Source organism: Candidatus Brachybacter algidus (assembly GCF_016707225.1).
Taxonomy (GTDB): domain Bacteria; phylum Bacteroidota; class Bacteroidia; order Chitinophagales; family Saprospiraceae; genus Parvibacillus; species Parvibacillus algidus.
In genome coordinates, this window is record NZ_JADJID010000001.1 from 285,296 (window position 1) to 309,786 (window position 24,491).

The window sequence follows — 24,491 nt, forward strand, 5'->3', positions numbered from 1 at the left end:
ATATAAAATCCTCACAATTAACTTTGTGGGGATTTTTTTTAATATGACTAGCAGGTGAATTCATTACTCGATTTATTTATAAAGCATCCTTCTGTCACTATCGACAGCAGAAATATTAATGAAGGGCAGATATTTTTTGCAATTAAAGGCGATAATTTTGATGGCCATGATTTCATTTCAAATGCATTTGAACTGGGAGCATCATACTGTGTTGCATCAGATCTAAAATATAAAGACTTTCCTTCTGTAATAATAGTTGAGGATACCCTGAAGGCTCTTCAAGATTTGGCGCGAGCGTATAGAAAAACTTTTGATATTCCTTTTTTCGGAATCACTGGGTCCAATGGAAAGACCACAACCAAAGAGTTATTGGCAAGGGTAATGGCTACGCGTTTCAAAACGCATATGACCAAGGGTAATTTTAATAATCATTTAGGTGTTCCATTGACGATCTTAGCTATGCCTAACGATACTGAATTTGCAATCATTGAGATGGGGGCAAATCATATCGGTGAGATCAGGGAATTGTGTGAAATTTGCTTGCCTACTCATGGTTTGATTACAAATATTGGTTTGGCCCACCTCGAAGGTTTCGGAAGTGCTGAAGGTGTTAAAATAGGCAAGTCTGAGCTGATGGATCATCTTTCGAATCAGGGTGGGGTCCAGTTCATTAACTTAAGGGAAGAAAGTTTAAGGTTCTTATCTAAATCCACTGAGAATCAAATTTTATTTGGCAATGAAAATAATGAGTCTTTAATTCTTCATGATGATCAGGATAATTTAAATCTTGGATTTATTTATAAAGATAAGTTGTATGAAACCCAATTATTCGGAGCGCATAATTTTAATAACATTTTGTCTGCCTTTGAAGTTGGAAAGTATTTCGGGTGTGATATTTCTGAAATGATTGAAGCTATTGTTCAATATCAACCTACCAATAACAGGTCTCAGAGATATCAATTAGGGGATCTCACCATTCTTCTTGACGCATACAACGCCAATCCTACTTCTGTGCATCATGCCATTCAAAACTTTGGTACACTTGTTGCTGAAAGAAAGTCTGTCATATTAGGTGACATGCTGGAGCTGGGTGAAGCATCTTCAGATTTCCACAGGAAGGTTTTGGCTGATTTGGCTTCATTATCCGGGTTGAACAAAGTAATTTTAGTAGGGGCTGCTTTTTACCAACTTAGATATGAATTTCCTAAATTTAATTTTTATGAGACAACCATCGATGCTTCACGTCATTTAGATTGGAAAGATTTTAATGGAGATACTTTGCTAATAAAAGGTTCAAGAGGGTTAAAACTAGAGAGTTTGCTCCCGTAGTTCATCAAGCCATGAGAATATGTCCTCCAACCTGGGAGACAATTCACCTTTGCCGCTATATATATAATCATTGTAAGTACAAGGTACTTTGCTAAGATGTTTGAGTTCTTCAGGAAGTGGGTAAGGATAATTTGCAAACCATTCCATTGAAATTTCATCTTTTGTAAAATTTACGTTGTGATAAGGTAGGCATTCATCAATGATAAAGGTAGTCTCCTGAACTGTGCCATGTGTGTTGCCGGATTTATTGACACCCGATATGTAATAATAGATGAACTGGGCGATGGTATCTACGGACACCTCATCTATTCCTTCATTTTGCTTTGAAAAACCTGTCAGAATAGTCATCTTGGTGTTTTCACTACTACCAATCGATCGAGCTATTTGATTGAAACTTTCTGATGTAAAGCCGCTCACACCTGGTTCTAGCTTAGAGGGAAGATCAGATTGTTTAACTATAGACAGATCTACTACTACACAATTTGAATACTGTATTGGTTTTTGAATTACTTCTATCTGTTGGAGCAGATTTCCAAGACGATAGTTATCAAAGGAGGACTTGGGAATCTTTGCATTTTCACTAAGATGCTGTTGGTGACCACTCACTCCTAGATTAAGAATAGTTCGGAATGACTTCTCAATAAAATTTGAAAATTCTCTTTGTAATTCGGATAAAGAGTTGTGAAATATTTGGATATTGGCATAAAAATTAGATAAATCAGCGGCCTGGAAGAAATATTTTAAGTCAGAAATATGATTTTGTAAAATAAATACTTTACATTTGCTTTCAGATAATATTTCATTGAGCAGCTGAAATGTGTTGGCATCATCCTCAAGTGTGCCTGGTTGTATTAAGTGAATATTAAATTCCTCGAAATTAAATTTATTTAATCTTTTCGCAAACTTTTCGATATTTTTTACTTCAAAAGAAACGATAAGGACGTTTTTGGGGTTAGTAATTAAGTCTGAGATCGATTTAGCATTTATTTTATTTGCCTTTTCTATCAAAATGGAAGGCTTAAAATTAAATTTTTCAAACATTTTTAATTAATTTATATACTGCAAACATATTAAAATTCGTAAAACTTTTTTTCTTTGAAAATTAATAATACTTTTGCCTTTCAAATTCGTATTTTCTAATTCGTATAAATATATATATATAATATAAAATAAATCCCTATGACTAAAAGAATTTATTTATTCCTGTTCACAGTTGTGTTGATGTCCACTTTCAATAAAGTGAATGCACAAAGTGAATCATTCAAGTCGCCGGTAATAACTGACGAAATGACCGTTAATCCAGATCAGAACAAAGAATGGAGAGCAGGTCAAAGTAAATATTCAGCTAAGCCAAAAAATATGTGGGAAATCGGCCTTCACGCAGGTAGATTTGGCATTAGTGGTGATGTACCAACTAAAGCACTTCCAGGATGGGGCGCAGGTATCCATATCCGCAAAGCAATTACTTATGCTTTGTCAGTAAGAGTTGATGGTTTTTATTCAACTTCGAAAGGATTTGATGACAGATATACACCGGGAGATATTATTGCTCAGGAACAACTACCAAATACTGGTTCAGTAACCAATGGTATGTACAGAAACTACAAGAATACTACCATTGGTGGCTCTCTTGAAGGTATTGTCAATATCGGTAATTTGTTATTTCATAAAGAACGTAACAAATGGAATCTATACGCAGGCCTTGGTATAGGTGTACTTTCTATTGACACTAAAGTGAACAACCAAAAAGGTGGTGCAATTATCAACTGGGAGTCATTGAATTTGAATGCAGATGATAAATATGCAGACAATGTTCAAAAAATTAAGGATGCAATGGATGATGATTATGAGACAGCTGTCGAAAACGAAAGAGGTGTTGGTGGATTTGCTGATAATGGAAAGATCGCAGTTCAAGTTCCTATTTCTATAGGAATCTCAAGAAAAATCAACAAAAGACTTAATATCGGTATCGAACATAAATTTATATGGGCTGATTATGATTCTTGGGACGGTTTTGTATACAGATCAGCACAAGATCAATCAAATGATAGTGACAAGGGTCAATATACTTCAGTAAGATTAGGTATCAATGTTGGTAGCTTTGACAAACGTACTGAACCACTTTATTGGTTGAATCCGTTAGATGGTGCTCTTAATGATGTTGCTGAACTTAAGCAAAGACCAAAATTTGACCTTACTGATACTGATGGTGACGGTGTGATCGATATGATCGATCAGGAGAAAGAATCTCCATCTGGAGCGGCTGTAGATACAAGAGGTATTACTTTGGATAGTGATAAAGACGGTATTGCTGATTACAAAGATGATGAGCCTTACTCTCCTCCTGGATACGAAGTTGACACTAGAGGTGTTGCAGTTATACCTGACAAACCGGTTACTGAGTCAAGATTAAATGAAGTATTGAAAAATGCTAAAAATGACTGGTGGTTGCCTATGATACATTTCGATTTGGATAAATATTATGTTAAACCAGAATTCTATCCTCAACTGAAATCAGTTGCTGAAGTAATGATGTCTCATCCTGATATGAAGATCGTTGCTACAGGTTTTACTGATACACGTCTAGGAGCTGATTATAATACAGTATTGTCATTTAACAGAGCTAAGGCTGCAGTTGATTACCTTGTAGGTACTTACAATATTCCAAGAGAAAGATTTGTTATCAACTATAATGGAATGGACGAGCCTATCATACCTAATCTTCCTACTTCACACAATATCACGAAGCAGAAAGAAATGCAACAATACATCAACCGTAGAGTTGAGTTTAGAGTAGCAACTCCTGAAGATAAAGATCAAGATGCTCCTACTGGACCGAATGCAGGACAAAACACTCCTGGTTCTTCTAGAAAAGGTGCCAAATATTCAGGTAATTCTAATTCAGGATATTAATCTGAATCAGATTATGATATAATAAAAAGGGAGTCTCATGGCTCCCTTTTTTTATTTAAACTACACCCTTTGTTTAATTTGATTTTACGCTTATATTTGAAAAAAAATAAAAATGTTCAAAGATATTGATCTGAAAGGCCACACAGTAATAGTTAGAGTTGATTTCAATGTACCTTTTGATGAAAATATGAAGGTGTCAGATGATACCAGAATTAAGGGTGCGATTCCAACTATTAAAGAATTGATTGATAGGAAAGCTAAAGTTATATTAATGAGCCATCTTGGAAGGCCCTTGAAAGACTTGAATGAAGACGGATCAGTTAAGAAAAAATACTCATTAGTCCATGTAGTAGATGCTCTAAAAAATAATCTGGGTATGGAAGTGACATTTATTGAAACTCCGGTTACAAATCCATCAATTTCTAAAGAGATAAGTGAGTCTAGCATTAAGAATGTTATACTTCTTGAAAATACCCGATATTATAAAGGAGAAGAAAAAGGTGATGAAGAGTTAGCAAAAACAATGGCTTCACTCGCTGATTTTTATGTCAATGATGCCTTTGGAGCTGCTCATAGAGAACATGCTTCTACTGCGACTATTGCCCGCCAATTCGATCCGACACATAAGTCTTTTGGACTTCTTATGGATAAGGAAGTAAGCAACATATCTAAAGTACTTGGCGATATTAACCGTCCTTTCTGTGCTATCGTAGGAGGCGCGAAGGTTTCTGATAAAATTGCACTCATAGAAAACCTGATGGATAAGGTCGATAAGATCATCATTGGTGGGGGAATGGCATTTACTTTCATAAAAGCTCAAGGAGGAAGTATAGGATCATCACTTTGTGAATTGGATAAGCTTGACTTGGCTTTGGAGTTATTTGCTAAAGCAAAAGTAAAAATGTCGAGTTAATTCTTCCAGTAGACTCCAAAATCACTCAGGGTTTTAGCAATGATGGACTTGCAATTACCTGCGATATTGATAAAATTCAAGACGACTGGATGGGCTTAGATATAGGTGATGCTTCTATAGCTCTTTTTGAAAAGGCAATACTGGAAAGTAAAACTATCCTATGGAATGGACCAATGGGCGTTTTTGAATTTCCTAATTTTGCTAAAGGCACATTAGCCATAGCGAACGCCTTGGCTAGAGCTACTGACAAAGGAGCCTACACATTAGTAGGAGGAGGAGATTCAGTCGCTGCAATTACTCAGGCAAAACTTGAAGATGATGTGAGTTTTGTGTCCACGGGTGGTGGTGCCATGTTGGAAATGATCGAAGGAAAAGAATTGCCGGGCATTATTGCAATGGGACAGACGAATTAGTTATAGTGTAAATCAAAACAAGATTGGATACAACAAACGATTTGCAGAAAAACTTAATTAGCTGGAGAAGACACCTTCACCGACATCCGGAATTATCCTTTGAAGAAAAAAACACTTCACTTTTCATTCAGGAATGGTTGAGAGAAAGAGATATTCCATTCACTTCAGGATGGGCAGGTCATGGAATAGTTGCTTCAGTCATCATTGATAAAGATGATCCAAAGTTTTATGCATTCCGCGCTGACATGGACGCCTTACCTATCCAGGAAGAAAACCCCAGGGAATATTGCTCTCAAACTCCAGGAATAATGCACGCCTGCGGTCATGATGTGCACACGACATGTTTGCTTGGAGCTATTGAATTGATCCTGAATAACAAAGATCAATTAAAATCAAATTTAAAATTTATATTCCAACCTGGTGAAGAAAAACTCCCGGGTGGCGCATCCATCATGCTCAAAGAAGGTGCTATCGATGTAAATAATTGCAAAGGAATATTCGGTCTGCATGTCCAGCCATCAATGGAAGTCGGAACTGTCGGTTTTCACTCAGGAATTTATATGGCTTCTTCAGATGAATTATACATTACTGTTAAAGGCAAAGGCGGACATGGTGCAATGCCACAGGACACGATCGATCCAATTTACATAGCATCCTCCATTATCATTGGCTTGCAGGAGATCATCAGTAGAAAAAGTCATCCAGCTTCTCCTTCCATTCTTACTATTGGTAAAATAAATAGTGTAGGCGGCGCTACGAATATCATACCCTCAGAAGTTAAACTAGAAGGCACTTTTCGGGCTATGGATGAAGCATGGAGAAAGAGAGCACATTTACTTATCAGAAAAACTTGCGAAGGAATAGCTGAAAGCTTCGGAGGTAGTGCGGAGGTTGATATTGTCCATGGATACCCTGTCCTGATCAATGATGAACATCTGGTCCAATCAGCAAAACAAATCGCTAGTCAGATTCTTGGAACAGAAAATGTGATAAACCTTGATATCAGAATGACTTCTGAAGATTTTGCTTGGTATACTCAGCAAATCCCGGGATGCTTTTTTAGATTGGGAACTGGAAATTCATCTAAGGGCATTACAAGTGGCGTACATACAGCCACTTTCGATGTTGATGAGGATTGTCTTATGATTGGTGCCAATACGCTTTCACTGATAGCTTTGAGCCTGAGTAGTGAATGTTGAAATTATAATTTTATAATTTTCTCCTCTTCACCTCACTATCGATGTACTGAAATTCCCTGCTCATGTCACCTGTGACCGAAGTATTCTCTTGTGCCCTCCGCATTAAATAGGGCATCACATCTTTCAATGGTCCATATGGCATGTATTTGGCAGTAGTAATGCCGGCATCAGCCAGATTAAAGGTAAGATGATCACTCATGCCGTATAATTGGCTTGTCATCACGTGTGGATGATCCCCTGATATACCCTTGTCCATTAAAAGCGAAGAATAAAGTGCTGAAGACTCAGCATTGTGCGTTGCGCAGCAAAAAGCAATTTCTTTAATGTTTTCAACACAGTAGATGATTGCTGCATTATAATCTCTATCGCAATCCACTTTAGAGTCTTGAATTGGAGATGGTAAGCCTAGTTTTGTCGCCCTGTTTCTTTCTTTTTCCATATAAGCCCCACGAACTGCTTTTGCACCAAGAATATAACCTTCCCTTTTGGCCTTTTCATGGGACTTCTTTAAAAAGTCTAAACTTACCTTGCGATACATTTGAAAAGTATTGTATACTACAGGCTTTTCTTTGTTATATCTTGCCATCATCTTATCCGTAATTTCATCAACTGTGTCCTGGATCCAGGTTTCTTCAGCGTCAATAAAGATGCTCATGTTATGATTCTGAGCATTGTGACAAATAGAATCAATCCTTTTGATTAGGTGATTAAATTCATCCTCTTCATTCGAATTTAGTTGCTCCTTCCTATCCATTTTCTCGAGTAATTCAAATCTGCCCAATCCGGTTAGCTTAGCACTTACTGTTGTAATATTAGGTTGTGTGGCAGCAAACTCGATAGAACGAATAGTGTGGTTCATCGTTAGATTAAAGTCTTCCTCAGAGTTTTTTGCCTCAGCTCCATAGTCCAGGATGGTGTAAACCCCTTTTGAAGCAAGTTTCTCAACTGCAGGCACACACTCCAAAAGTGTTCGACCACCGCAAAATTGAGCGAATAATGTATTTTTAAGTATTAATTGAGTAAAAGGAAAATTGACCTTCATGGCCCACATTCCAAGTTTTGTTCCTAAACTTACCAGCCAAGGTCTATTCATCTTGTCAAATAACCAGTGCATTCTTTTTAGTTCTGCATTCGTCTTAGTTGCAAATGCGATCTCTGTATTTGTAAAATCCGGTTGGCTTCTCTTCATTCCATTTATATTAAATTCATTTCTCAAATGAAATTCAAATATAGATAAGATATCAAACAGTTACTACAAAAATAACCGTTGACTTATTCAATTTAAAATTGTGGAAAATTTATATGTTTAATTTTAAATATTAAACAACGAAATATCTTTATGTTTAATCGCCTTGGTAGGTATTTCGACGACCATAATTGTTCCATTGCCAGGTGTTGAATCTACACTGAATTTACCCTTGAGGTATTGTGCCCTATATTCTACATTTTTAAGTCCCATGCCTTGATACTGAGTTTGATTATATGCAAATCCTTCGCCATCGTCCTCCACGGTAATCATCATGAGGTCTTCCAGGTAGTTGATCTGAATAATGATCTCCTGTGCTTTGGCATGTTTTATACTATTATTGACCAATTCTTGTACGATCCGGAACACAAATAGATCCAAGTCTTTATCCGAAATTCTATTTATCCCAAATGCCTGATATATGACAGTCGGTCCACCATCGAATGTATATTTCTCTATCAATTCTTCTAAAGCAGTATGAAGGCCGTATTTAGAAAGTGTAATGGGCATCATATCTCGTGAGATCTTTCTCACTTCTTCGCATGCATCGTCGATCATCTCCTTGGCCTTTTTCATAGCAGGGCTGATTCCGTTTATTTCCTTGCCTTGACTTGCACTCATCTGGAGCTTTATCGTACTTAACATTGCACCCAAACTGTCATGCAGGTCTTTCCCAATCCTGTTTCTTTCAGCCTCCTGACCCATTAGCATCGACTCCATCGCTTTGATCTGACTATCTTTTTCTATTTCTTTGAGTTGTTGATCCTGGAGCTCGTTGCGCTGCTGGCTTATGATTTGATTGGTTTTAAAGCGGTTTGTATAATTACGGTAAGTCAAATATACAGCGAGGATCGTGGCAAGAAATGCAAAGATCAATATATATATCATTACCCGCTGTTGCTTTCCGTTCAAGGTTTTCAGCTCATTTTCATTCTCAAGTTGTTTGATGACTAGATCTTTATTCTCGGAGTCGAATTTTTGGGCAATCTCCTGGCTTGACTTTAAGATCTCTGTATTCTTGACATTATTGACTACAGTCATATACTTCTCAAGTACACTTATTACCTTTTCTTTACTTCCTGTTTCAATATAAACTAACGATAAAATCTTGTACAATTCAGGTAAGTCTTGTTCCTTTCCCTGTTTTAGAAGGCCAGATTCTGCTCTTTCCAGATACAATTCTGCATTACGAAAGTCCTTTTTTTCGAAATAGATCTTTCCTAAATAAAAATCATTGAAAGCATTGGTGCTGTCTTTAAGGAAAGATTCAGCTAGTTTTTGATTTCGGAAGGCGATCTTTAATGCTCTGTCATAATTTTTCTCCTTAAGATCATTTTGGATCAGGTTGTTATTATTTTGCATAATAAGATTGGTATCTCGGAGGATATCATTTGCTATTTCAAGCGTCTTAATATAACATAGTCTGGCATCAACATGCTGATTGTCATTAGTGTATGCCAATCCAAGTTGATTCATGGCAATGGCATATGGCCTGTACATCTTATTTTCAAGGTAAAAATCCGTTGCTTCCTTCAGATTATTAATAGCAAACTTGTAATTGTATAAATTGAGATAGAGAACGCCCAGCTTTTCAAGCATGGCATAATATTCTACATCTTTTCCAAGTGTTTTATAAATCGCAGAACTTTTTTGATAGTAACTAACTGCACTATCCGGTCTTGATTCGACCTCATATGCTTCAGCTAGCTTTTTAAAAAGAATTGCTGCCTGTTCGTTTTGGGAATTCTTAACCTTCTTAATTGAAACGATTAATTCATTTTTAATCGAATCGGTATTATTAACTGGTAAGGCATTTTGACTCAAAACGCACCATGGTATGCAGAAGGATAAAATTATCAGAACACTTATTGTCCTCATTTTATTTTTTTGTAATGTAAATCAAACTTAATATTCAAAAGATGGGGCGTAATAGAAAGAGTGAATATTAATTCGCTAAACAAGGCTATTCTCGAGCGCCACTCTGACCAGACCGGCACTGTTTCTTACCCCAAGTTTTGACATTAGGTTACTTCTGTGTGTCTCTACTGTGTGCAAACTTATAAATAACATATTGGCGATCTCCTGAGCTGTATGCTCCTTGATGATAAGGCCAAGGATCTCTTTCTCTCGCTTGGAGATCTTTACTTGAAGGATGTCCATGTTATTGCCCTGATTTTTCTTTGCGAAACTGTTCATCATGGTCTGGGTCACTGACTGGCTATAATATTGACTGCCATTAAACACGGTCTGCATGGCCTGGACCAACTCTTCGTGATCTGTATTTTTCAGCACATAGCCGGATGCACCTTCTTTTAACACTTCTTTGATATACTCGGCATTATTGTACATGCTCAATATCAATATCTTGATAGCTGGATACTTTTTCTTGATTTGCTTAGTCAATTCCAGTCCATTCAGGTTGGGTAGATTTATATCAAGTAAAATAATGTCTATATTGGGATTCTTCTCAATAGCGCCCATGACATCCTGCCCATCGAAAATTGTCTCAACTATTTTTATCTCAGCTGAATTGGAGAAAATAGCCTGAACACCTTCCACAAACATCTTGTGATCATCTACGATCATTACCTGAATCTTAGGCTTCGCCATGTAAATTTATATATTAATAAGTTGTGTAAATAAAGTTCGAATGAGCTTAATGAATGGCAATTTACGGTCTTTTTTGATTTATTATATATATTTTTCCTTAATTTATTCTACTTTCGCAGTTGATAACGCACTTTCATGAGTAATATTGTAGCTATAGTAGGCAGACCGAATGTCGGTAAATCCACCCTTTTTAACAGACTGATCGGTAAGAAACAGGCCATCATCGACGATGTGAGTGGCGTCACAAGAGATCGGCAATATGGCGAAGCTGATTGGAATGGTAAGTCTTTTATCGTCGTAGATACTGGAGGTTTCGTTCAAGGAAGTGATGATGTTTTCGAAAAAGCCATCCGCGACCAAGTCCATATCGCCATAGAAGAAGCAGGAGCGATCATTTTTATGGTAGATTTTGAAACAGGTGAAACCGACCTGGATAGTAAAGTAGCCAAGATGCTGCGCCAATCCAATAAGAATGTCATCTTAGTCGTAAATAAGATAGACAATGCCGCCAGATTCATTGAAGCACAGGAATTCTGGGGTATGGGATTCAAGCATACGCACTTCCTTTCTTCCATCTCAGGTAGTGGTACAGGGTAGATCCTTGATGATCTGATGCCGATGATCACTGACCCGGAGACCTTGAACACGGACCTTCCTAAGATCGCAATTATTGGACAACCAAATGTAGGTAAATCATCCTATACCAACGTTTTATTAGGTGAAGAACGCAATATTGTGACGGACATCGCCGGAACTACGCGTGATTCGATCCACACCCGCTATAATTTATTCAACAAAGAATTTTATATCATAGATACTGCCGGTATCAGAAAGAAACAAAAGGTCAATGAGGATCTGGAGTTCTATTCTGTGATGCGCGCCATTCGAGCTATAGAAGAGGCTGACGTTTGTGCTTTATTGATAGATGCACAGACAGGTATCGAGGCACAGGATATGAGTATATTCCGGTTAGTCCAAAAAAGAAATAAAGGTATCGCCATATTTGTCAATAAATGGGATCTCGTAGATAAAGAAACCAATACTGCACGTGATTTTGAAGCTGAAGTAAAAGAACGATTGGCACCATTTAATGATGTTCCCGTCATTTTCATATCAGCTTTGGAAAAGACAAGGATCTTCAAGTCTATCGAAGTGCTCTTGGACATATATGAGAATAAGCAGAAAAAGATCATGACGTCCAAACTCAACGATGTCATGTTGCCAATTATTGAAAAGACGCCACCACCTTCTTACAGAGGTAAGATGATCAAGATCAAATACATCACACAACTGCACGCATCTCACCCTGTGTTTGGATTTTTCTGCAACTATCCGGATCACATATTGGAAAGTTACAAGCAGTTTTTGGAGAATCAAATGCGTAAGAACTTTGACTTCAGTGGTGTTAAGATCAGCATTGTATTTAAAGAGAAATAACATGCTTTTTTCAACCACTGACATAGAAGGAGTCCTGATATATGAGCCGAAGGTAATCAATGATGAACGGGGATACTTTTTCGAAAGCTTCAGGTCGAGTTATTTCGAAGATTTGGGCATCACAAGACCTTTTATACAAGACAATCAGGCTTTTTCAACCAAAGGGGCATTAAGAGGACTACACTATCAGACAGGAGCATATGCACAAGCAAAACTAGTTAGAGTTTTACTGGGTGAAGTGCTGGATGTGGTAGTAGATATCAGGCCGGAATCAAAGACATTTGGCCAGCATTATAAAATCATTTTATCAGGAGATAATCATAAGCAGTTATATGTTCCAAGAGGCTTTGCTCACGGTTACCTTGTCTTGTCAGAAAATGCCATCTTCTGTTATAAATGTGATAATTATTACAGCAAATCGCACGAAGGAGGGCTAAGATACGACGATCCAAATGTGGGCATAGATTGGGGCTTTCCTGCTAATGAATTAAATGTGAGTGAGAAGGATCTGATTTTACCCACTTTAGGAACACATATTTCAATAGATCAATAAAACAACGATAAACTTCAATACATGGCAACAATAGGTGTCACCGGTGCAGCAGGACAATTAGGACAGGAACTTGCCCTGCTTTCTCAATATTACCCGAAACATGATTTTGTGTTTTTCGATTCTGAAGAACTCGACATCACTGACTGGCTTCAGCTGGATGATGAACTTGAAGAATATGATCTGGACTTCATGATTAATTGCGCAGCTTACACCAAGGTCGATCTGGCAGAAACAGAATCAGAAAAAGCATATCTAGTCAATCAGGAAGGCCCAAAAAACTTAGCTAAATACTGCGAAGAAAATGACATTACGCTCGTGCATTTTTCATCAGATTACGTATATCACAATGACTTTGGTCGCCCGCTGAAAGAAGAAGATGTTACGTCACCAAAAGGTGTATATGCTAAGTCAAAGCTGGCAGGGGAGGAGGAGATCCGAAAAATGTGTGACAATCATTTGATCTTCCGGACATCATGGGTGTATTCGAGCTTCGGTACTAATTTCGTCAAGAATATCCTGAATGCGACCAATAGCAAAACGGAGTTTAATGTAGTTTTTGATCAAATTGGTTGCCCGACATATGCGAGGGATCTTGCAGACAGGGTATTGAAGATAGTCGATGGCATATCAAATAAATTATACAACATCGAAGAGGTAAGAGGTACTTACAATATTGCCAATAGTGGCGTGACGAGCTGGTATGACTTCACCAAACAAATATTCCACTTAGAAGGAAAGAGCTGTACAGTTCATCCTATTTTGTCTGCTTCATACCAGGCTGCTGCAGAGCGTCCGGCTTATTCGGTGTTCGATCAGACAAAGTTGAAAGAGCGTTTTAACCTTGAAATGCCTTATTGGTCAGCCAGTTTGCACAAATGTTTAAAAGCATTAAAGGAAGATTAAATGGTCATCGTATGTTTCGGTCCGGGCCCTGTATTTAAAGGTGGAATAGCCAATTACAATACATCGCTTGCAAAGGCTTTTGATAAAAGGAGTGATTGTGAAGTGCACATTGTCTCGTGGACGCAGCAGTATCCTGCTATTATCCCAAGAGAATTCAAAGATCTTGCAAGTAAAAAAGATCAATTGGAAGGTACTAATATCAAGGTACATTACCTGACCAATTACAACAATCCGTTGACCTGGACCAATACTGCGAATGAGATCATCAAACTAAAACCTGATGTGGTTATATTTCAATGGGCGATAGCGATTCAGGGGCTCCCACTTGGTTTTATAGCAAAAAAATTAAATAAAGCCGGCGTTAAAACCGTGTTTGATCTGCACTTTGTAATTCAGAAAGAGCATAGTTCGATCGATAAAAGATTCACAAAATTTGCGTTAAAAAATGGTAAGAATTTCATCACCCATGCCCTCAAAACATTCAATGAATTAAAGGAAGTTTTTCCCGAAACCAATTTTCAATTATTTGATAAAAATGAAGTTATTGAAACTGAAAAATTGAGATCGAATGGTCAATTACCTGTGATCAATTTATATCATCCGGTGTATGATATGTTCAAGCCGGTGCCGAATTATGACATCGAAACATTCAAGGCGGTGCATGGATTGAAAAAACATGTATTTCTATTTTTTGGATTTATTCGAAAATACAAAGGTCTTCATAACGTTATTCCTGCATTTAATTTATTGGCTCAAAAAAGAGATGATGTATCATTGATTATTTGCGGTGAATCCTTTTGGAAAACTTTGGATAAATCAAAATTATCGACTCGTATCAAAACAGGACTTTTCGGGTTGGCAAAAAAGATCTTCCTCAAAAAGTCAGATGACGAAAGTGAGTACAATCCACTTGCCTTAATTGAAGAATTAGGAATACAGGATAAAGTCGCTGTATTTAATTCGTTTGTACCAAATGAAGAAGTGCACAAATACTTCCAGGTGAGTGATGCTGTTATATTATTTTATGATTATGCCACGCCGTCCGGAGTAGAATCTATTGGTTACAACTTTCAGATGCCCATCCTTGCTACGCGTGTAGGACACTTTCCGGAGACAGTTGTCGATGGCTACAATGGTTACCTGGCCGCTTCTGATGATATCGAAGACATGGCTGCAACGATGGAGCGTTTTCTAGTGCATCCTATTGACAGGGCGAATGTGGCGGAGACGAGTAAGGATATGAGTTGGGAGAATTATGCGAAGAGGGTGGTGGAGTTGGTGTGAATCGACCTGGTTCATTTAAGATTTTAATTTCTAAAAAACTAATATTTTTCTCCAAATTCTTTAAATACCCAAACATAAATATAAAAACAAAATAAAGTTAGAACTTCCCCTCTTGAGGGGTGGCCAAAGGCCGGGGTGTCAATAACAATTTATATAATTAAGAACAAGTTGGATTTATTAGAATAATTACAATTGGTAGTATTGACAAACATGGTAATATATTATTAGGTATTAGTTATACATTTCTTCTTTCTTCAAGACATAATCGTTGAAAAGTTAGTTTCCAGCACTTTTGAAAGCTGAGTAATATAGACAGCCCACATAGCCGTCTCCCCCATCTCCATCCTTTGTAAAGCTGATTTTGAGATGTGCAACTTGCTGCTTAACTGCTCGAGTGACCATCCTTTTTCTTTTCATAGTTGGCGTATTTTGGCTCCTATTTTTTTGTTCATAATTTGTTTGAAGATTATATATTGTAAAGTATAATGTAGGCTAAGTGTGGTGTTGCTGCAAATATAAGCGATAATATTTGAGAATATGCCATATTATTTATAACTATTTTTTCAAATTTCCCAATAATAAGGAAATTTATTTGTAAGAAAAGAAATACCTTAGCGTTATAGAAAGGAAATCATCAAGGATTTCAAACACTTAAACTAAAAGATATTAAATTGATAATCATTTTTGATTGGCAAGTCACATGTATTATATGGTAATTCCATCAATGCCAACTTGAAACTTTTGCTAAGGTGGAGTGTGAATGTAACGGATAGTTTATTTAATTAAATTTTATAAAAATGAAAACAATTATTTTATGAGTTTTAGATCCTTTGCAAGAATTTTCTACATTCAATCTAAAAGATATTTCTGGAGGAAGAAGTGTTGTTTGGAGGGATGGTTCCTCAGCCTCTTATTTGGGCAGAACTTCAAGTATTGATGAAGAGCAAGTTACCACTTACTCCTCACTTCAAGAAGCTTATGATGAAGGCTGTGGAGGGCCATAATAGCAAAATGGTTGTACTGGTGGAGTATACGACTGTGGTGATGGAACACCATTATTTTAGAATATTTTTCTATATTATTCTATTTTCTGTGACAAGTATCAATTGCTGGTCACAGAATTTTACGAATTATTATAACGATAGAAATGAAGCTATTCATAATTATTATGAAGGGAAATTAGAAAAAGCCGATAGTCTTCTTACGGTAGCATTTAAAAAAGTTAAACCGTTAGGTAAAGACGTATATTTTGCAGCAGTTGTAAGTGCTAAAATGAAAAATATACAAAAAACAAGAGATTTGCTAAAATTTTCTTGTGTACTTAATGGTATTTCATTGAAATGGTTAAAGGAAGATTCTGCAATTTTTAGTAATGTTTTTACAAATTTTGAATTTAATAGATTATTAGATACAATTGTAATAACTACCAATTTAAATTATTATTTGTATGAAAATAGTAAATTTAATACGATGAATTACAATTTTTTTGATTCTCTTTTATTTATGGACCAAAAATATCGAAGCGATTTTAAAGATTCCACAAATATAACAGAGGAGCAAAAATTGAAGTTGATGAAAGTAAATGATGACATAGTTCAAAAAAAGTTGATGGATTATGTTGAAGAATATGGGTGGCCAGACTATTCTGAATTATTAACTACTATTCTTATTCATTTTTCAGAAGAAAATTACTTAAAATATAAAACTATTCTTTTGCGTGAAGTGAAAATAGGTCATCTGGACCCTTTTTGGTATGCCAGAATGTGCGATAGATTGGAAAAGATACTTTATAACAACGATTGTACTTATGGTATATGGACGAAATCCAAATGTGGTAAAGATATAATAAGAACGAATAGATTGCAAATTGGATTGAGCCTTTATTATGAGGGGCCGTTTAGGACATTCAAATTAGTTAAGAAATGATCTTAATATGTGCAAATAAAGATGACTATAATATAAAACAGGTTTGTGAATGGTTGCTTTACCTAGGTCATAAATTTATTTTGTTGTTTAAAGGAGAAGATCATATTAAAATTATCAAAATAAGCATTCACGAAGGTACTTTTGTTTTTCAAATAAATAACAGCAAGGTATCAACGTCTATATCTGCAATTAAAAGACCTCATAAAAAGTATTTCAGTAAATCACTATATTCAACTACTTACAGATGTTAAAAAAAATTCTAATAAACGATACCTGGCATTTTAGTGAATTTACTAACTATACACAAAAACTCATAAAAAAATTTGGCATGTAAATTGTATAATACGTAAATTAAAGAAAGTTAGGGTTTAACATCTAACATTTTTATTTCAATCCAAATTTAACCCAAAAAGAGGGGAAATTGACTGCCGAAACTTGAATAAATAACTTTATACCCTTTAATGAATTATTTTCAAAAGTATCAACAATGCTGATCTCCCTTTTAAATTCTATATTAATTACATTCATGTTGACTTTTTCGGAAAGCAAAGAGAGTGATTACTTCTACTTAATAAATAAAGCAGAGATTGCTATTTGTGATGGTCAATTAGTTGATGCATATAAATACTACAATCAGGCAAATGAAATCCACCAATTATTTACAAGGGATCTATACAATAATTGGCTTCTTGAAGTGAAATTAGGTAAAAACCTTGAAGGTAAAAAGTCACTAAACGTTTTGCTTCAGACAGTGGATAAAAACATCTTTTTAATTAATAAGAGGATGAAATTTGTATGGGAAATTCCCTATTGGAAAAATTACAGAGATTCAATACAGCTGATCATCTTGGAAGTTGATCGTTTGGCTTTGGAAGTTGAAGAATTAATGATAAGTGATCAGGCTATTCGTCAGGGTAATCTGGCATACCAAAATGATTCTATTAATACATTAATTAAAAAGGTAGATTCAATAAATTTAATGAAGCTGATAACTCTATATGGCAAATATTCTTATCCTCACGATGATTCTATTGGGAGCAATAGTCCTTGGGGTGATCTTCCAGGACATATTATTTTGATTCACAATTATCAGTGGCGCAGGGACTGGATGGATAAGGTGTTGGAAAGGAAAATTTCTGAAGGTAAGTTGGATCCAAGGCGTTTTGTTCCGGTTAATGGTCGTTTGAATAAATATTATGCAAGTCAATTTCTAAGAATAACTGGGAATGACACTCTAGCATTCATGATAAAAATGGATGACATATCCTTGAAAAGCGATATTGATAGTGCCAGAGCAAAATTTAACCTTGAAACTACCGATGAAAACAGGAAAAAAATCAGTTTTAATTTGGTGAATATTGAATATGCTTTTTACAATCAGAATGAGGTGCCTTGGATACCGGAAGAAATCATGCCGGAATTAAGACCATATGTTATTGAATTGCCTGCAGCAAATGGACGATAATTGAAGGCATGTCTGCCATTATGGAGTGTTTTCTTGAGTATCCGATCGACAGGGCTAATTTGGCACAGACGAGTAAGGATATTCACGATTGGAAAATTTTTGGAGGAGAGTGGATGGATTGGTTTTATTTTTATCTTTACTTTATCCAATCATATTTTCTTCTAATTCCTAGTAAATCAGCAAAATACAATGAGAGCATATACTTTTACTTCAGTTATAATTTTGTATTTTACAATCAATGGTTATACACAAGGGCCGATATGCAATAACTATGAGAACTTTTGGAAAGGAGAATCTTGTTTTTACAATGATCAAAAAGATAGTGCGATAATATACTATAGTAAAGCTTATAATAATTCTCGGTTTGGAAATGTTGCTAATAGCCTGAATACAATTTCTAAAGCAGTTGAATGTGATAGTTTTGATTTTGCAAAAAAGGTGCTGAAAGTCAGTCTAATAAAAGGACTTTTGGATACGAGTTATTATGCAAAATATTTTAAAGAGCATCCTGAAGTGGGTTTAAGTACCATTTTTGATGTTGTCCCAAGAGATGAATATTTTAGTATTAGTAAAAACTATAATGAAAATTTAAATTTTGTTTATATCAAAGTGCTGACAGATCTGGTTTCTTTGGATCAGAAAATAAGAGAAAGCCGGGATGAATTTGATAAATATTCGAAAATTGTAGGTGCTTTAACATTTGATGCGATTTTGAAATTAATAAAGTTTAATGGTAATAAAATGCTGTCATATGAACAGTTAGGAATGGAGGGAAGTGATGCACTTAAAACTTTACTAATTCATTTTGAATTGGATCAATTGCTGGCTATTTCACCTTTTATAATAAAGGCTATCAAGAATGGAGAATTTTGGGCGAATGAAAATTACCTGTATCAATTGGAACGCTCCAGTATTGACGAGAATGTCCTTTTAAAAATGAATTCTCAGCGAGATTCAATCATAACTTATGGTCATAATAACTTAATGGACCAATCTCTTAAAATTTATTACAGCAATTATGGAACATTGGATTATTACATCGATCAGAAAGTAGGTGGAGTGTGGTGGCCTTTAAATCCTGATGTTGACCGGGAGGAGGTTGATATTTTAAGGAATAACCTTGGGCTTCAAACGTTGAATGAATTATTCATTTCAAAGCCATTTGTTAAGGTAATTTCTATTGAAGATTTTATTCGCTATTCAAAGCGGTAGCACTCAAAGCAATATCAAATTTTAATTTCAAGATCAATCTTCTTATTGCATAATTTTATTTATCTTTGAGGAAATTCACTTCACCATGGATAACCCAAAGCTTGGTCGCTATATAGACCCACTAACCGACTTCGGATTTAAGTATTTATTTAGTAATGAGCCACACAAGGATTTGCTCATAAGTTTTCTCAATAGTGTCTTTCAGGGTAGGAAAATAATCAAGGACCTCAAAATAGGAGCAACAGAACAAATTGCCGACTTCTCCAAACATCGCGGTGTGACGGTTGATTTGTATTGTACCGGGAAGGATGGAGAGCGGTTTATAATTGAAATGCAAAGAGGCAGTCAGGAATACTTTAAGGACAGGAGTATTTATTATACATCGCGGGTTATCAATCGGCTAGTTGGCAAAAAGCGCAAATGGAATTACGAATTACCGGAAGTATATTTTATTGGAATCATGGATTTTCGGTTCAATGATAACCCAGATAGAAATTACTTTCATGATATACACTTGACAGACAGGACGAGTGGGCAAGAATTTTATGAAAAGTTGGGCTACATTTACATAGAATTGCCTAATTTTGACAAAGAATTTACGACAACCGATCGTATTGAAGATATTTCGGAACTTGATAAGTGGATATATGTGTTGAAACATTTGAGCCACTTGAATAAGGCTCCGGGATTTTTAAACAAACTGATATTTAAGAAGTTATACGATACGGAATTGTATATTTTATCAATATATTTCCGTATAATACCGAGCTGAAAGTCGTTTGTCCATTTTAATGGACTATTACGAATTTCTATTCGGTGTTATTTAAGATAGCAGAGATTGTAAATTTAAAAAATGAAGAACTCATGAGTTACGAATCAAGCCGGAAGGCACAATGGGATTATGACAATTCAATAGCTTATGCTGAAAAGAAGGCTACGGAGAGAGGAATGGAGAGAGGAATCGAGAAAGCGAATGCAGCAGTAGTAAAAAATATGATTCAAAAATCTGGCCTATCTAATGAGCAGATCTCAGAAATTGTGGAAATAAGTATTGAGTATGTTCAGAAAATTCGAGAAGAACTGGGGAGACAGGATTAAAATAGTATTATAGTTAACCAGTATTAAGGATCATTGTATTCAAAAGAATCGTTCGGTATTAATAATGAATTGAATAAGAAGAGTATATCGTTGATGATGGCACAATGGGATTACGACAATTCAATAGCTTATGCTGAAAAGAAGGCATTAATTAAAAGCAGGGAAGAAGGATTTCATGAAGCAAAATTAAGTTTTGTAAAAAGTATGATTTTGAAATTAAACTTTTCAGATGAGCAGATCGCCAAGTCTTTGGATATAAGTCTAGAGTTTGTTCAAAAAATTAGAGCGGAATTAAGGAGAAAGGAATGAACAGTAATATAGTATTATAGTTAACCAGTGTCATATTTTTTGTGTCCTAGAAGTTTTAATAATGGTGAAATGAAAATTAAGATTATATCGAGTCAGGTGGCAGAATGGTATTATGAAACTTCTAAAGCTTATGCTGAAAGGAAGGCGTATGAAAGAGGATTTTCAATTGGATTTGAGGAGGGTTTCAGAAGAGCGAAAACTAGCATGGTCAAAAATATGATTATGAAATTTGACTTTTCAGATAGGAATATAGTTGATATAGCCGAAGTAAGCATGGAGTTTGTTCAAAAAATTAGAGCGGAATTGAATAAATAAAAATCCTCCATTCTATATAGAAAAATTATGAATCAGATCATGCTCAAACTTCTACTTAGCATATTCTTTCTATCAATTTTCTCGGTTATGTGCTCAGCCCAGGAATTCAAATTGGATTCTACAAATTCTTTCCTTATGTAAACGATTTTGATGGTCTGCAAGGGATTTCCATTAAAAAAATACAAAAAACTATCAATTATAATCCTTAAGCTTCTAAGTTGATTATGTCATTGATAATCAATTGTATAAATGTATAATTATTAATATATACATTAATCTAAAACATTGATTGTTAAACATTTAAATCAATTTTCCATTTGCTTCAATTTATTAAAATGGTTTCATTTGCTAGGCTCAACCATCGAAGTTTCCTTCTGACTTCTGATTTCTGACTTCTGACTTCTACCTTAGATTGAGTAATAGCAAGACTTTTAGAATATATTTATAACACCGAAACTTTAGTTATAATCCATTCATTCCTTCGAAAAAGTGTTCACAATTACATTTATTCATTTGAAAAAGTGTGGCGAAACACATTTATTCGTTTGAAAAAGTGTATTTTTGCCTTTTTAATGCAATATTCAGCGAATTTCATGAAGAGATATTTATTTCAAAAATTGGTGGATTGGAAAAATTCAACAAACAGAAAACCATTAATCATTCAAGGCGCAAGACAGGTTGGTAAAACATGGTTGATGAAGGAATTTGGACGTCAGGAATTCGAGCAAGTAGTGTATTTGAACTTTGAAAGCAGTGCCAGGTTAAAAGATTTGTTTATATCTGATTTCAATGTGGAGCGAATCCTCGCTGTTATTGAACTTGAAACTAATATTAGAGTTGAGCCTCACAATACATTATTGATTTTTGATGAAATACAGGAAGTTGAAAAAGGACTGACAGCTTTGAAATATTTTTATGAAAATGCACCTGAGTATTATATTATTTCAGCCGGGTCATTACTCGGCATATCATTGCAAAAAAACAATTCATTTCCTGTTGGGAAGGTTGATTTCATGAAGCTTTTCCCTATGAGCTTTTTTTGAATTTCTTAAAAATATTGGAGAACAAAGACTTTTGGATATTCTGATACTAAAGAAATGGAACATTATAGCCTCTTTTCATGAAAAATTGGTGAAGTTGTTAAGATTGTATTATTTCATAGGAGGAATGCCGGAAGCAGTTTCGAATTATATTAAATATAAAAATCTAGATGATGTAAGGGCCATTCAAAAAACCATATTAATAGGCTACCAAAATGATTTTGCAAAATATGCTCCAATAGAAATTGTACCAAAAATACGGCTGGTTTGGAATGCACTATTAAGCCAATTGGCTAAGGAGAACAAAAAATTTATATATGGACAAATAAGAAAAGGATCAAGGGCAAAGGATTTTGAAACTGCCATCAATTGGCTTGTCGATGCAGGATTGATAATGAAAGTGTCACGAGTTGAAAAACCTACAATACCATTAAATGCTTATGCGGACTATGATTCATTCAAATTATATATGCTGGATGTAGGGTTATTAAATGCCGCCGCGAATCTGGACAAACAGATTCTACTCGAAAAAAATAATATACTTACAGAATTTAAAGGAGCTTTGACTGAACAATACGTATGTCAGCAACTAAACAATAAAATAGACATATATTATTGGACAGCTGCCAATGCGACTTCTGAAATTGATGTTGTATTGCAACAAAGCAACGAAATAATTCCGGTGGAGGTAAAAGCAGAAGAAAACCTAAAGGCTAAGAGTTTGAAAGTATTTGTCGAGAGATATCAAACCCAAAATGCCATAAGAACTTCGATGAGTCCCTATAGGAAGGAAGATTGGCTTACAAATATTCCATTATATTCAATTGAATTAATAGTAGAAAACTAGAATTTGGGAAAGATAATTATGTGTGTATTACTAATTGCACAACAACTTACATATTTTATAAAAAGATGGATACTAATATAGTGGTTGATTTTTATTTAGTAGATTCCTCCCTTCGGTCGGAATGACAGAATCCTTGTCCTGAGGGGGTATAAAATGGGGTGGCGCAGCCACCCCATTTTATACCCCAATCCCATCGACATAACGTCATTCCGAGCGAAGCGAGGAATCTTTATGTGCTAAGTCTTTTCTTTTTCGGCTTTGTGCAATTTGATATGCACGATAATTATTCAATTAATTATATGTTTTAATTATTTAGTAACTTGGTCAACCAAACATCAAACTACTATGAAAATACTAATATCATTATTCCTGATTTATTTCAATCTTAGCCCGCTATTCTCCCAGCTCAATCCCAAACTCAACACTTACTACCAATCTCTATACACAGCAGAAGACTTTATCCTAACCAATCAGTTCGATAGCTCCATATATTATTATGAGAAGGCATTTGCAATGTTCCCGGAGAATTTTGTTACTGATCTGAACAACGCCCTCATCTGTGCCATTGAAGCTGACAGGTATGAACTGACAGGAAAGTACATTGTTGAATTATTGAAGCAGGGTGTTCCAAGAAGTTATTTTGAAAAGAAGCACTACTTCAGTAGGTTTGTAGATTCTCAGATTTTTGATGTTATGTATGAGCCATTTGAGACTAAGATTGATTCTTTCAAAATAAAATTGATTGATAGCATGTTGGTGACAGATCAATATCCTAGGGTGAATAATATGCCGGATTCAGCTATTCTGGCGATAGATATGATAAATGAAAAGATATTGGAAGACAAAATTTTTACTGATGGACTTCTTCCAAAATCTTATGAAGTTGGGGTGCAAATTTATGGGGACACTATCCTAGTTACACCAAATCTTCACATTTTAATGATTCACCAAGTCAGAGATGATCTTGAAAAATACGGTAAGTTTTATATTAATAACCTCGAGCACCATAACATAAATCCTTTAACATATTTTTCCCAAGCACAAACATTTGGGGAGAGAAGCGATACAACAAATTTGGGTTGTGAAGGAAGAATATTCGCAGTGATCGAATCATTCGGTGAGGATGCTTTCACATGTTGCTGCAATTTAAAAGATCAGGTCAATAAAAATCGGGCGAAATATTATCTGGAGGATCTTGACCGCGCAATAAAAAAATACAGATTCTCCAAAACAACTAAGTTGCCTTTCATGCTTCAAAAACATGTTTATGGAAAGTGGGAATTTCCCGATGATAAAAAACTTGAGGATGCTATTAATAAAAGACTTTCTGACCCGAATTATGTGAGGTTCTTGGAGGAGTAAGCTATACTCTGGGATCAAAAATTAAAGGAATGCTTTTAATTCAAGAATTTTTCATTCGTGAAAATTCGTGAAATTCCTGACAAAAACAAAATAGTAATTTAGTGGCATAATGCAATA

The 24,491-nt window shown here is 35.3% G+C and carries 19 protein-coding genes and 3 pseudogenes; 17 read left to right on the plus strand and 5 right to left on the minus strand.

The genetic code is table 11. The annotated features are described in order from the left end of the window. Positions 1-54 precede the first annotated feature (54 nt). Positions 55-1,329, plus strand: coding sequence for a UDP-N-acetylmuramoyl-tripeptide--D-alanyl-D-alanine ligase (locus IPI15_RS01125; protein WP_287418881.1), 1,275 nt, complete (start codon positions 55-57; stop codon positions 1,327-1,329). Here the strand turns inward: IPI15_RS01125 and IPI15_RS01130 are convergent. After that, positions 1,309-2,370 (minus strand): hypothetical protein, encoded by a 1,062-nt coding sequence (locus IPI15_RS01130; protein ID WP_287418882.1) that lies wholly within the window; start codon positions 2,368-2,370, stop codon positions 1,309-1,311. The genes IPI15_RS01125 and IPI15_RS01130 overlap by 21 nt on opposite strands. A gap of 138 nt (positions 2,371-2,508) precedes the next feature. On the opposite strand from IPI15_RS01130, the gene IPI15_RS01135 reads away from it, so the two are divergent. From IPI15_RS01135 to IPI15_RS01145, 3 genes and pseudogenes are all read left to right on the plus strand, one after another. After that, entirely contained in the window at positions 2,509-4,242 is a 1,734-nt protein-coding gene (locus IPI15_RS01135; protein ID WP_287402637.1) for an OmpA family protein, read from the plus strand. Positions 4,243-4,348: 106 nt separating this feature from the next. After that, positions 4,349-5,568, plus strand: a pseudogene (locus IPI15_RS01140) (phosphoglycerate kinase). A 23-nt stretch (positions 5,569-5,591) separates the two neighbouring features. After that, positions 5,592-6,767 (plus strand): M20 metallopeptidase family protein, encoded by a 1,176-nt coding sequence (locus IPI15_RS01145; RefSeq protein ID WP_287402640.1) that lies wholly within the window; start codon positions 5,592-5,594, stop codon positions 6,765-6,767. A 10-nt stretch (positions 6,768-6,777) separates the two neighbouring features. Here IPI15_RS01145 and IPI15_RS01150 read toward each other — a convergent pair whose 3' ends face one another. From IPI15_RS01150 to IPI15_RS01160, 3 genes are all read right to left on the minus strand, one after another. Beyond that, positions 6,778-7,956 carry a proline dehydrogenase family protein gene (locus IPI15_RS01150; RefSeq protein ID WP_287402642.1) on the minus strand — a complete coding sequence of 393 codons (1,179 nt, stop codon included), beginning with the start codon at positions 7,954-7,956 and terminating at the stop codon, positions 6,778-6,780. Between the two features lie 123 nt (positions 7,957-8,079). Continuing rightward, positions 8,080-9,891, minus strand: coding sequence for a tetratricopeptide repeat-containing sensor histidine kinase (locus IPI15_RS01155; protein ID WP_287402644.1), 1,812 nt, complete (start codon positions 9,889-9,891; stop codon positions 8,080-8,082). A gap of 75 nt (positions 9,892-9,966) precedes the next feature. After that, the gene (locus IPI15_RS01160; protein ID WP_287402646.1) at positions 9,967-10,623 is read right to left on the minus strand and encodes a response regulator; all 657 of its coding nucleotides are present in this window, start codon (positions 10,621-10,623) and stop codon (positions 9,967-9,969) included. A 135-nt stretch (positions 10,624-10,758) separates the two neighbouring features. On the opposite strand from IPI15_RS01160, the pseudogene der reads away from it, so the two are divergent. The 4 genes and pseudogenes from der (at position 10,759) to IPI15_RS01185 (ending at position 14,800) form a co-directional block, all read left to right on the plus strand. Beyond that, positions 10,759-12,060, plus strand: a pseudogene (gene der / locus IPI15_RS19725) (ribosome biogenesis GTPase Der). A gap of 1 nt (position 12,061) precedes the next feature. Then, complete coding sequence (rfbC, locus tag IPI15_RS01175; protein WP_287402650.1) at positions 12,062-12,613, plus strand: dTDP-4-dehydrorhamnose 3,5-epimerase; 552 nt, start codon at positions 12,062-12,064, stop codon at positions 12,611-12,613. Positions 12,614-12,634: 21 nt separating this feature from the next. After that, positions 12,635-13,516 carry a dTDP-4-dehydrorhamnose reductase gene (gene rfbD / locus IPI15_RS01180; protein ID WP_287402652.1) on the plus strand — a complete coding sequence of 294 codons (882 nt, stop codon included), beginning with the start codon at positions 12,635-12,637 and terminating at the stop codon, positions 13,514-13,516. Continuing rightward, a complete protein-coding gene (locus IPI15_RS01185; RefSeq protein ID WP_287402654.1) occupies positions 13,517-14,800 on the plus strand; it encodes a glycosyltransferase in 1,284 nt (427 codons plus the stop codon). 254 nt (positions 14,801-15,054) lie between these two features. Here IPI15_RS01185 and IPI15_RS01190 read toward each other — a convergent pair whose 3' ends face one another. Further along, positions 15,055-15,174 carry a hypothetical protein gene (locus tag IPI15_RS01190; protein ID WP_353738744.1) on the minus strand — a complete coding sequence of 40 codons (120 nt, stop codon included), beginning with the start codon at positions 15,172-15,174 and terminating at the stop codon, positions 15,055-15,057. Between the two features lie 562 nt (positions 15,175-15,736). Between IPI15_RS01190 and IPI15_RS01195 the strand changes: the two genes are divergently transcribed. The 9 genes and pseudogenes from IPI15_RS01195 (at position 15,737) to IPI15_RS01240 (ending at position 24,374) form a co-directional block, all read left to right on the plus strand. Then, the gene (locus IPI15_RS01195; RefSeq protein ID WP_287418886.1) at positions 15,737-16,726 is read left to right on the plus strand and encodes a hypothetical protein; all 990 of its coding nucleotides are present in this window, start codon (positions 15,737-15,739) and stop codon (positions 16,724-16,726) included. Between the two features lie 526 nt (positions 16,727-17,252). Then, positions 17,253-18,191: a hypothetical protein gene (locus IPI15_RS01200; protein ID WP_287402662.1), complete on the plus strand. Its 939-nt coding sequence runs from the start codon at positions 17,253-17,255 to the stop codon at positions 18,189-18,191. A 189-nt stretch (positions 18,192-18,380) separates the two neighbouring features. After that, complete coding sequence (locus tag IPI15_RS01205) at positions 18,381-19,403, plus strand: hypothetical protein (protein ID WP_287402664.1); 1,023 nt, start codon at positions 18,381-18,383, stop codon at positions 19,401-19,403. An 85-nt stretch (positions 19,404-19,488) separates the two neighbouring features. Beyond that, positions 19,489-20,175 carry an Rpn family recombination-promoting nuclease/putative transposase gene (locus IPI15_RS01210; RefSeq protein WP_287402665.1) on the plus strand — a complete coding sequence of 229 codons (687 nt, stop codon included), beginning with the start codon at positions 19,489-19,491 and terminating at the stop codon, positions 20,173-20,175. A 92-nt stretch (positions 20,176-20,267) separates the two neighbouring features. Beyond that, complete coding sequence (locus IPI15_RS01215; protein ID WP_287402666.1) at positions 20,268-20,501, plus strand: hypothetical protein; 234 nt, start codon at positions 20,268-20,270, stop codon at positions 20,499-20,501. Positions 20,502-20,534: 33 nt separating this feature from the next. Beyond that, entirely contained in the window at positions 20,535-20,810 is a 276-nt protein-coding gene (locus IPI15_RS01220) for a hypothetical protein (RefSeq protein ID WP_287402667.1), read from the plus strand. A gap of 69 nt (positions 20,811-20,879) precedes the next feature. After that, complete coding sequence (locus IPI15_RS01225; RefSeq protein WP_287402669.1) at positions 20,880-21,125, plus strand: hypothetical protein; 246 nt, start codon at positions 20,880-20,882, stop codon at positions 21,123-21,125. Between the two features lie 593 nt (positions 21,126-21,718). Next, positions 21,719-23,012, plus strand: a pseudogene (locus IPI15_RS19730) (ATP-binding protein). A 345-nt stretch (positions 23,013-23,357) separates the two neighbouring features. Next, on the plus strand, positions 23,358-24,374 hold the full coding sequence (locus tag IPI15_RS01240) for a hypothetical protein (protein WP_287418892.1): 1,017 nt from the start codon (positions 23,358-23,360) through the stop codon (positions 24,372-24,374). The last annotated feature ends 117 nt before the right edge of the window (positions 24,375-24,491 follow it).

What these genes read in the sequence shown, in the direction of transcription:
- IPI15_RS01215 (WP_287402666.1), top strand. Translation starts at nt 20,268, where the DNA reads ATGAGTTACGAATCAAGCCGGAAGGCACAATGGGATTATGACAATTCA.
- IPI15_RS01195 (WP_287418886.1), top strand. Translation starts at nt 15,737, where the DNA reads ATGAAGAGCAAGTTACCACTTACTCCTCACTTCAAGAAGCTTATGATG.
- IPI15_RS01150 (WP_287402642.1), bottom strand. Translation starts at nt 7,956, where the DNA reads ATGAAGAGAAGCCAACCGGATTTTACAAATACAGAGATCGCATTTGCA.
- IPI15_RS01210 (WP_287402665.1), top strand. Translation starts at nt 19,489, where the DNA reads ATGGATAACCCAAAGCTTGGTCGCTATATAGACCCACTAACCGACTTC.
- IPI15_RS01160 (WP_287402646.1), bottom strand. Translation starts at nt 10,623, where the DNA reads ATGGCGAAGCCTAAGATTCAGGTAATGATCGTAGATGATCACAAGATG.
- IPI15_RS01155 (WP_287402644.1), bottom strand. Translation starts at nt 9,891, where the DNA reads ATGAGGACAATAAGTGTTCTGATAATTTTATCCTTCTGCATACCATGG.
- rfbD (WP_287402652.1), top strand. Translation starts at nt 12,635, where the DNA reads ATGGCAACAATAGGTGTCACCGGTGCAGCAGGACAATTAGGACAGGAA.
- IPI15_RS01185 (WP_287402654.1), top strand. Translation starts at nt 13,517, where the DNA reads ATGGTCATCGTATGTTTCGGTCCGGGCCCTGTATTTAAAGGTGGAATA.
- rfbC (WP_287402650.1), top strand. Translation starts at nt 12,062, where the DNA reads ATGCTTTTTTCAACCACTGACATAGAAGGAGTCCTGATATATGAGCCG.
- IPI15_RS01200 (WP_287402662.1), top strand. Translation starts at nt 17,253, where the DNA reads ATGTTGACTTTTTCGGAAAGCAAAGAGAGTGATTACTTCTACTTAATA.
- IPI15_RS01225 (WP_287402669.1), top strand. Translation starts at nt 20,880, where the DNA reads ATGAAAATTAAGATTATATCGAGTCAGGTGGCAGAATGGTATTATGAA.
- IPI15_RS01130 (WP_287418882.1), bottom strand. Translation starts at nt 2,370, where the DNA reads ATGTTTGAAAAATTTAATTTTAAGCCTTCCATTTTGATAGAAAAGGCA.
- IPI15_RS01135 (WP_287402637.1), top strand. Translation starts at nt 2,509, where the DNA reads ATGACTAAAAGAATTTATTTATTCCTGTTCACAGTTGTGTTGATGTCC.
- IPI15_RS01205 (WP_287402664.1), top strand. Translation starts at nt 18,381, where the DNA reads ATGAGAGCATATACTTTTACTTCAGTTATAATTTTGTATTTTACAATC.
- IPI15_RS01240 (WP_287418892.1), top strand. Translation starts at nt 23,358, where the DNA reads ATGAAAATACTAATATCATTATTCCTGATTTATTTCAATCTTAGCCCG.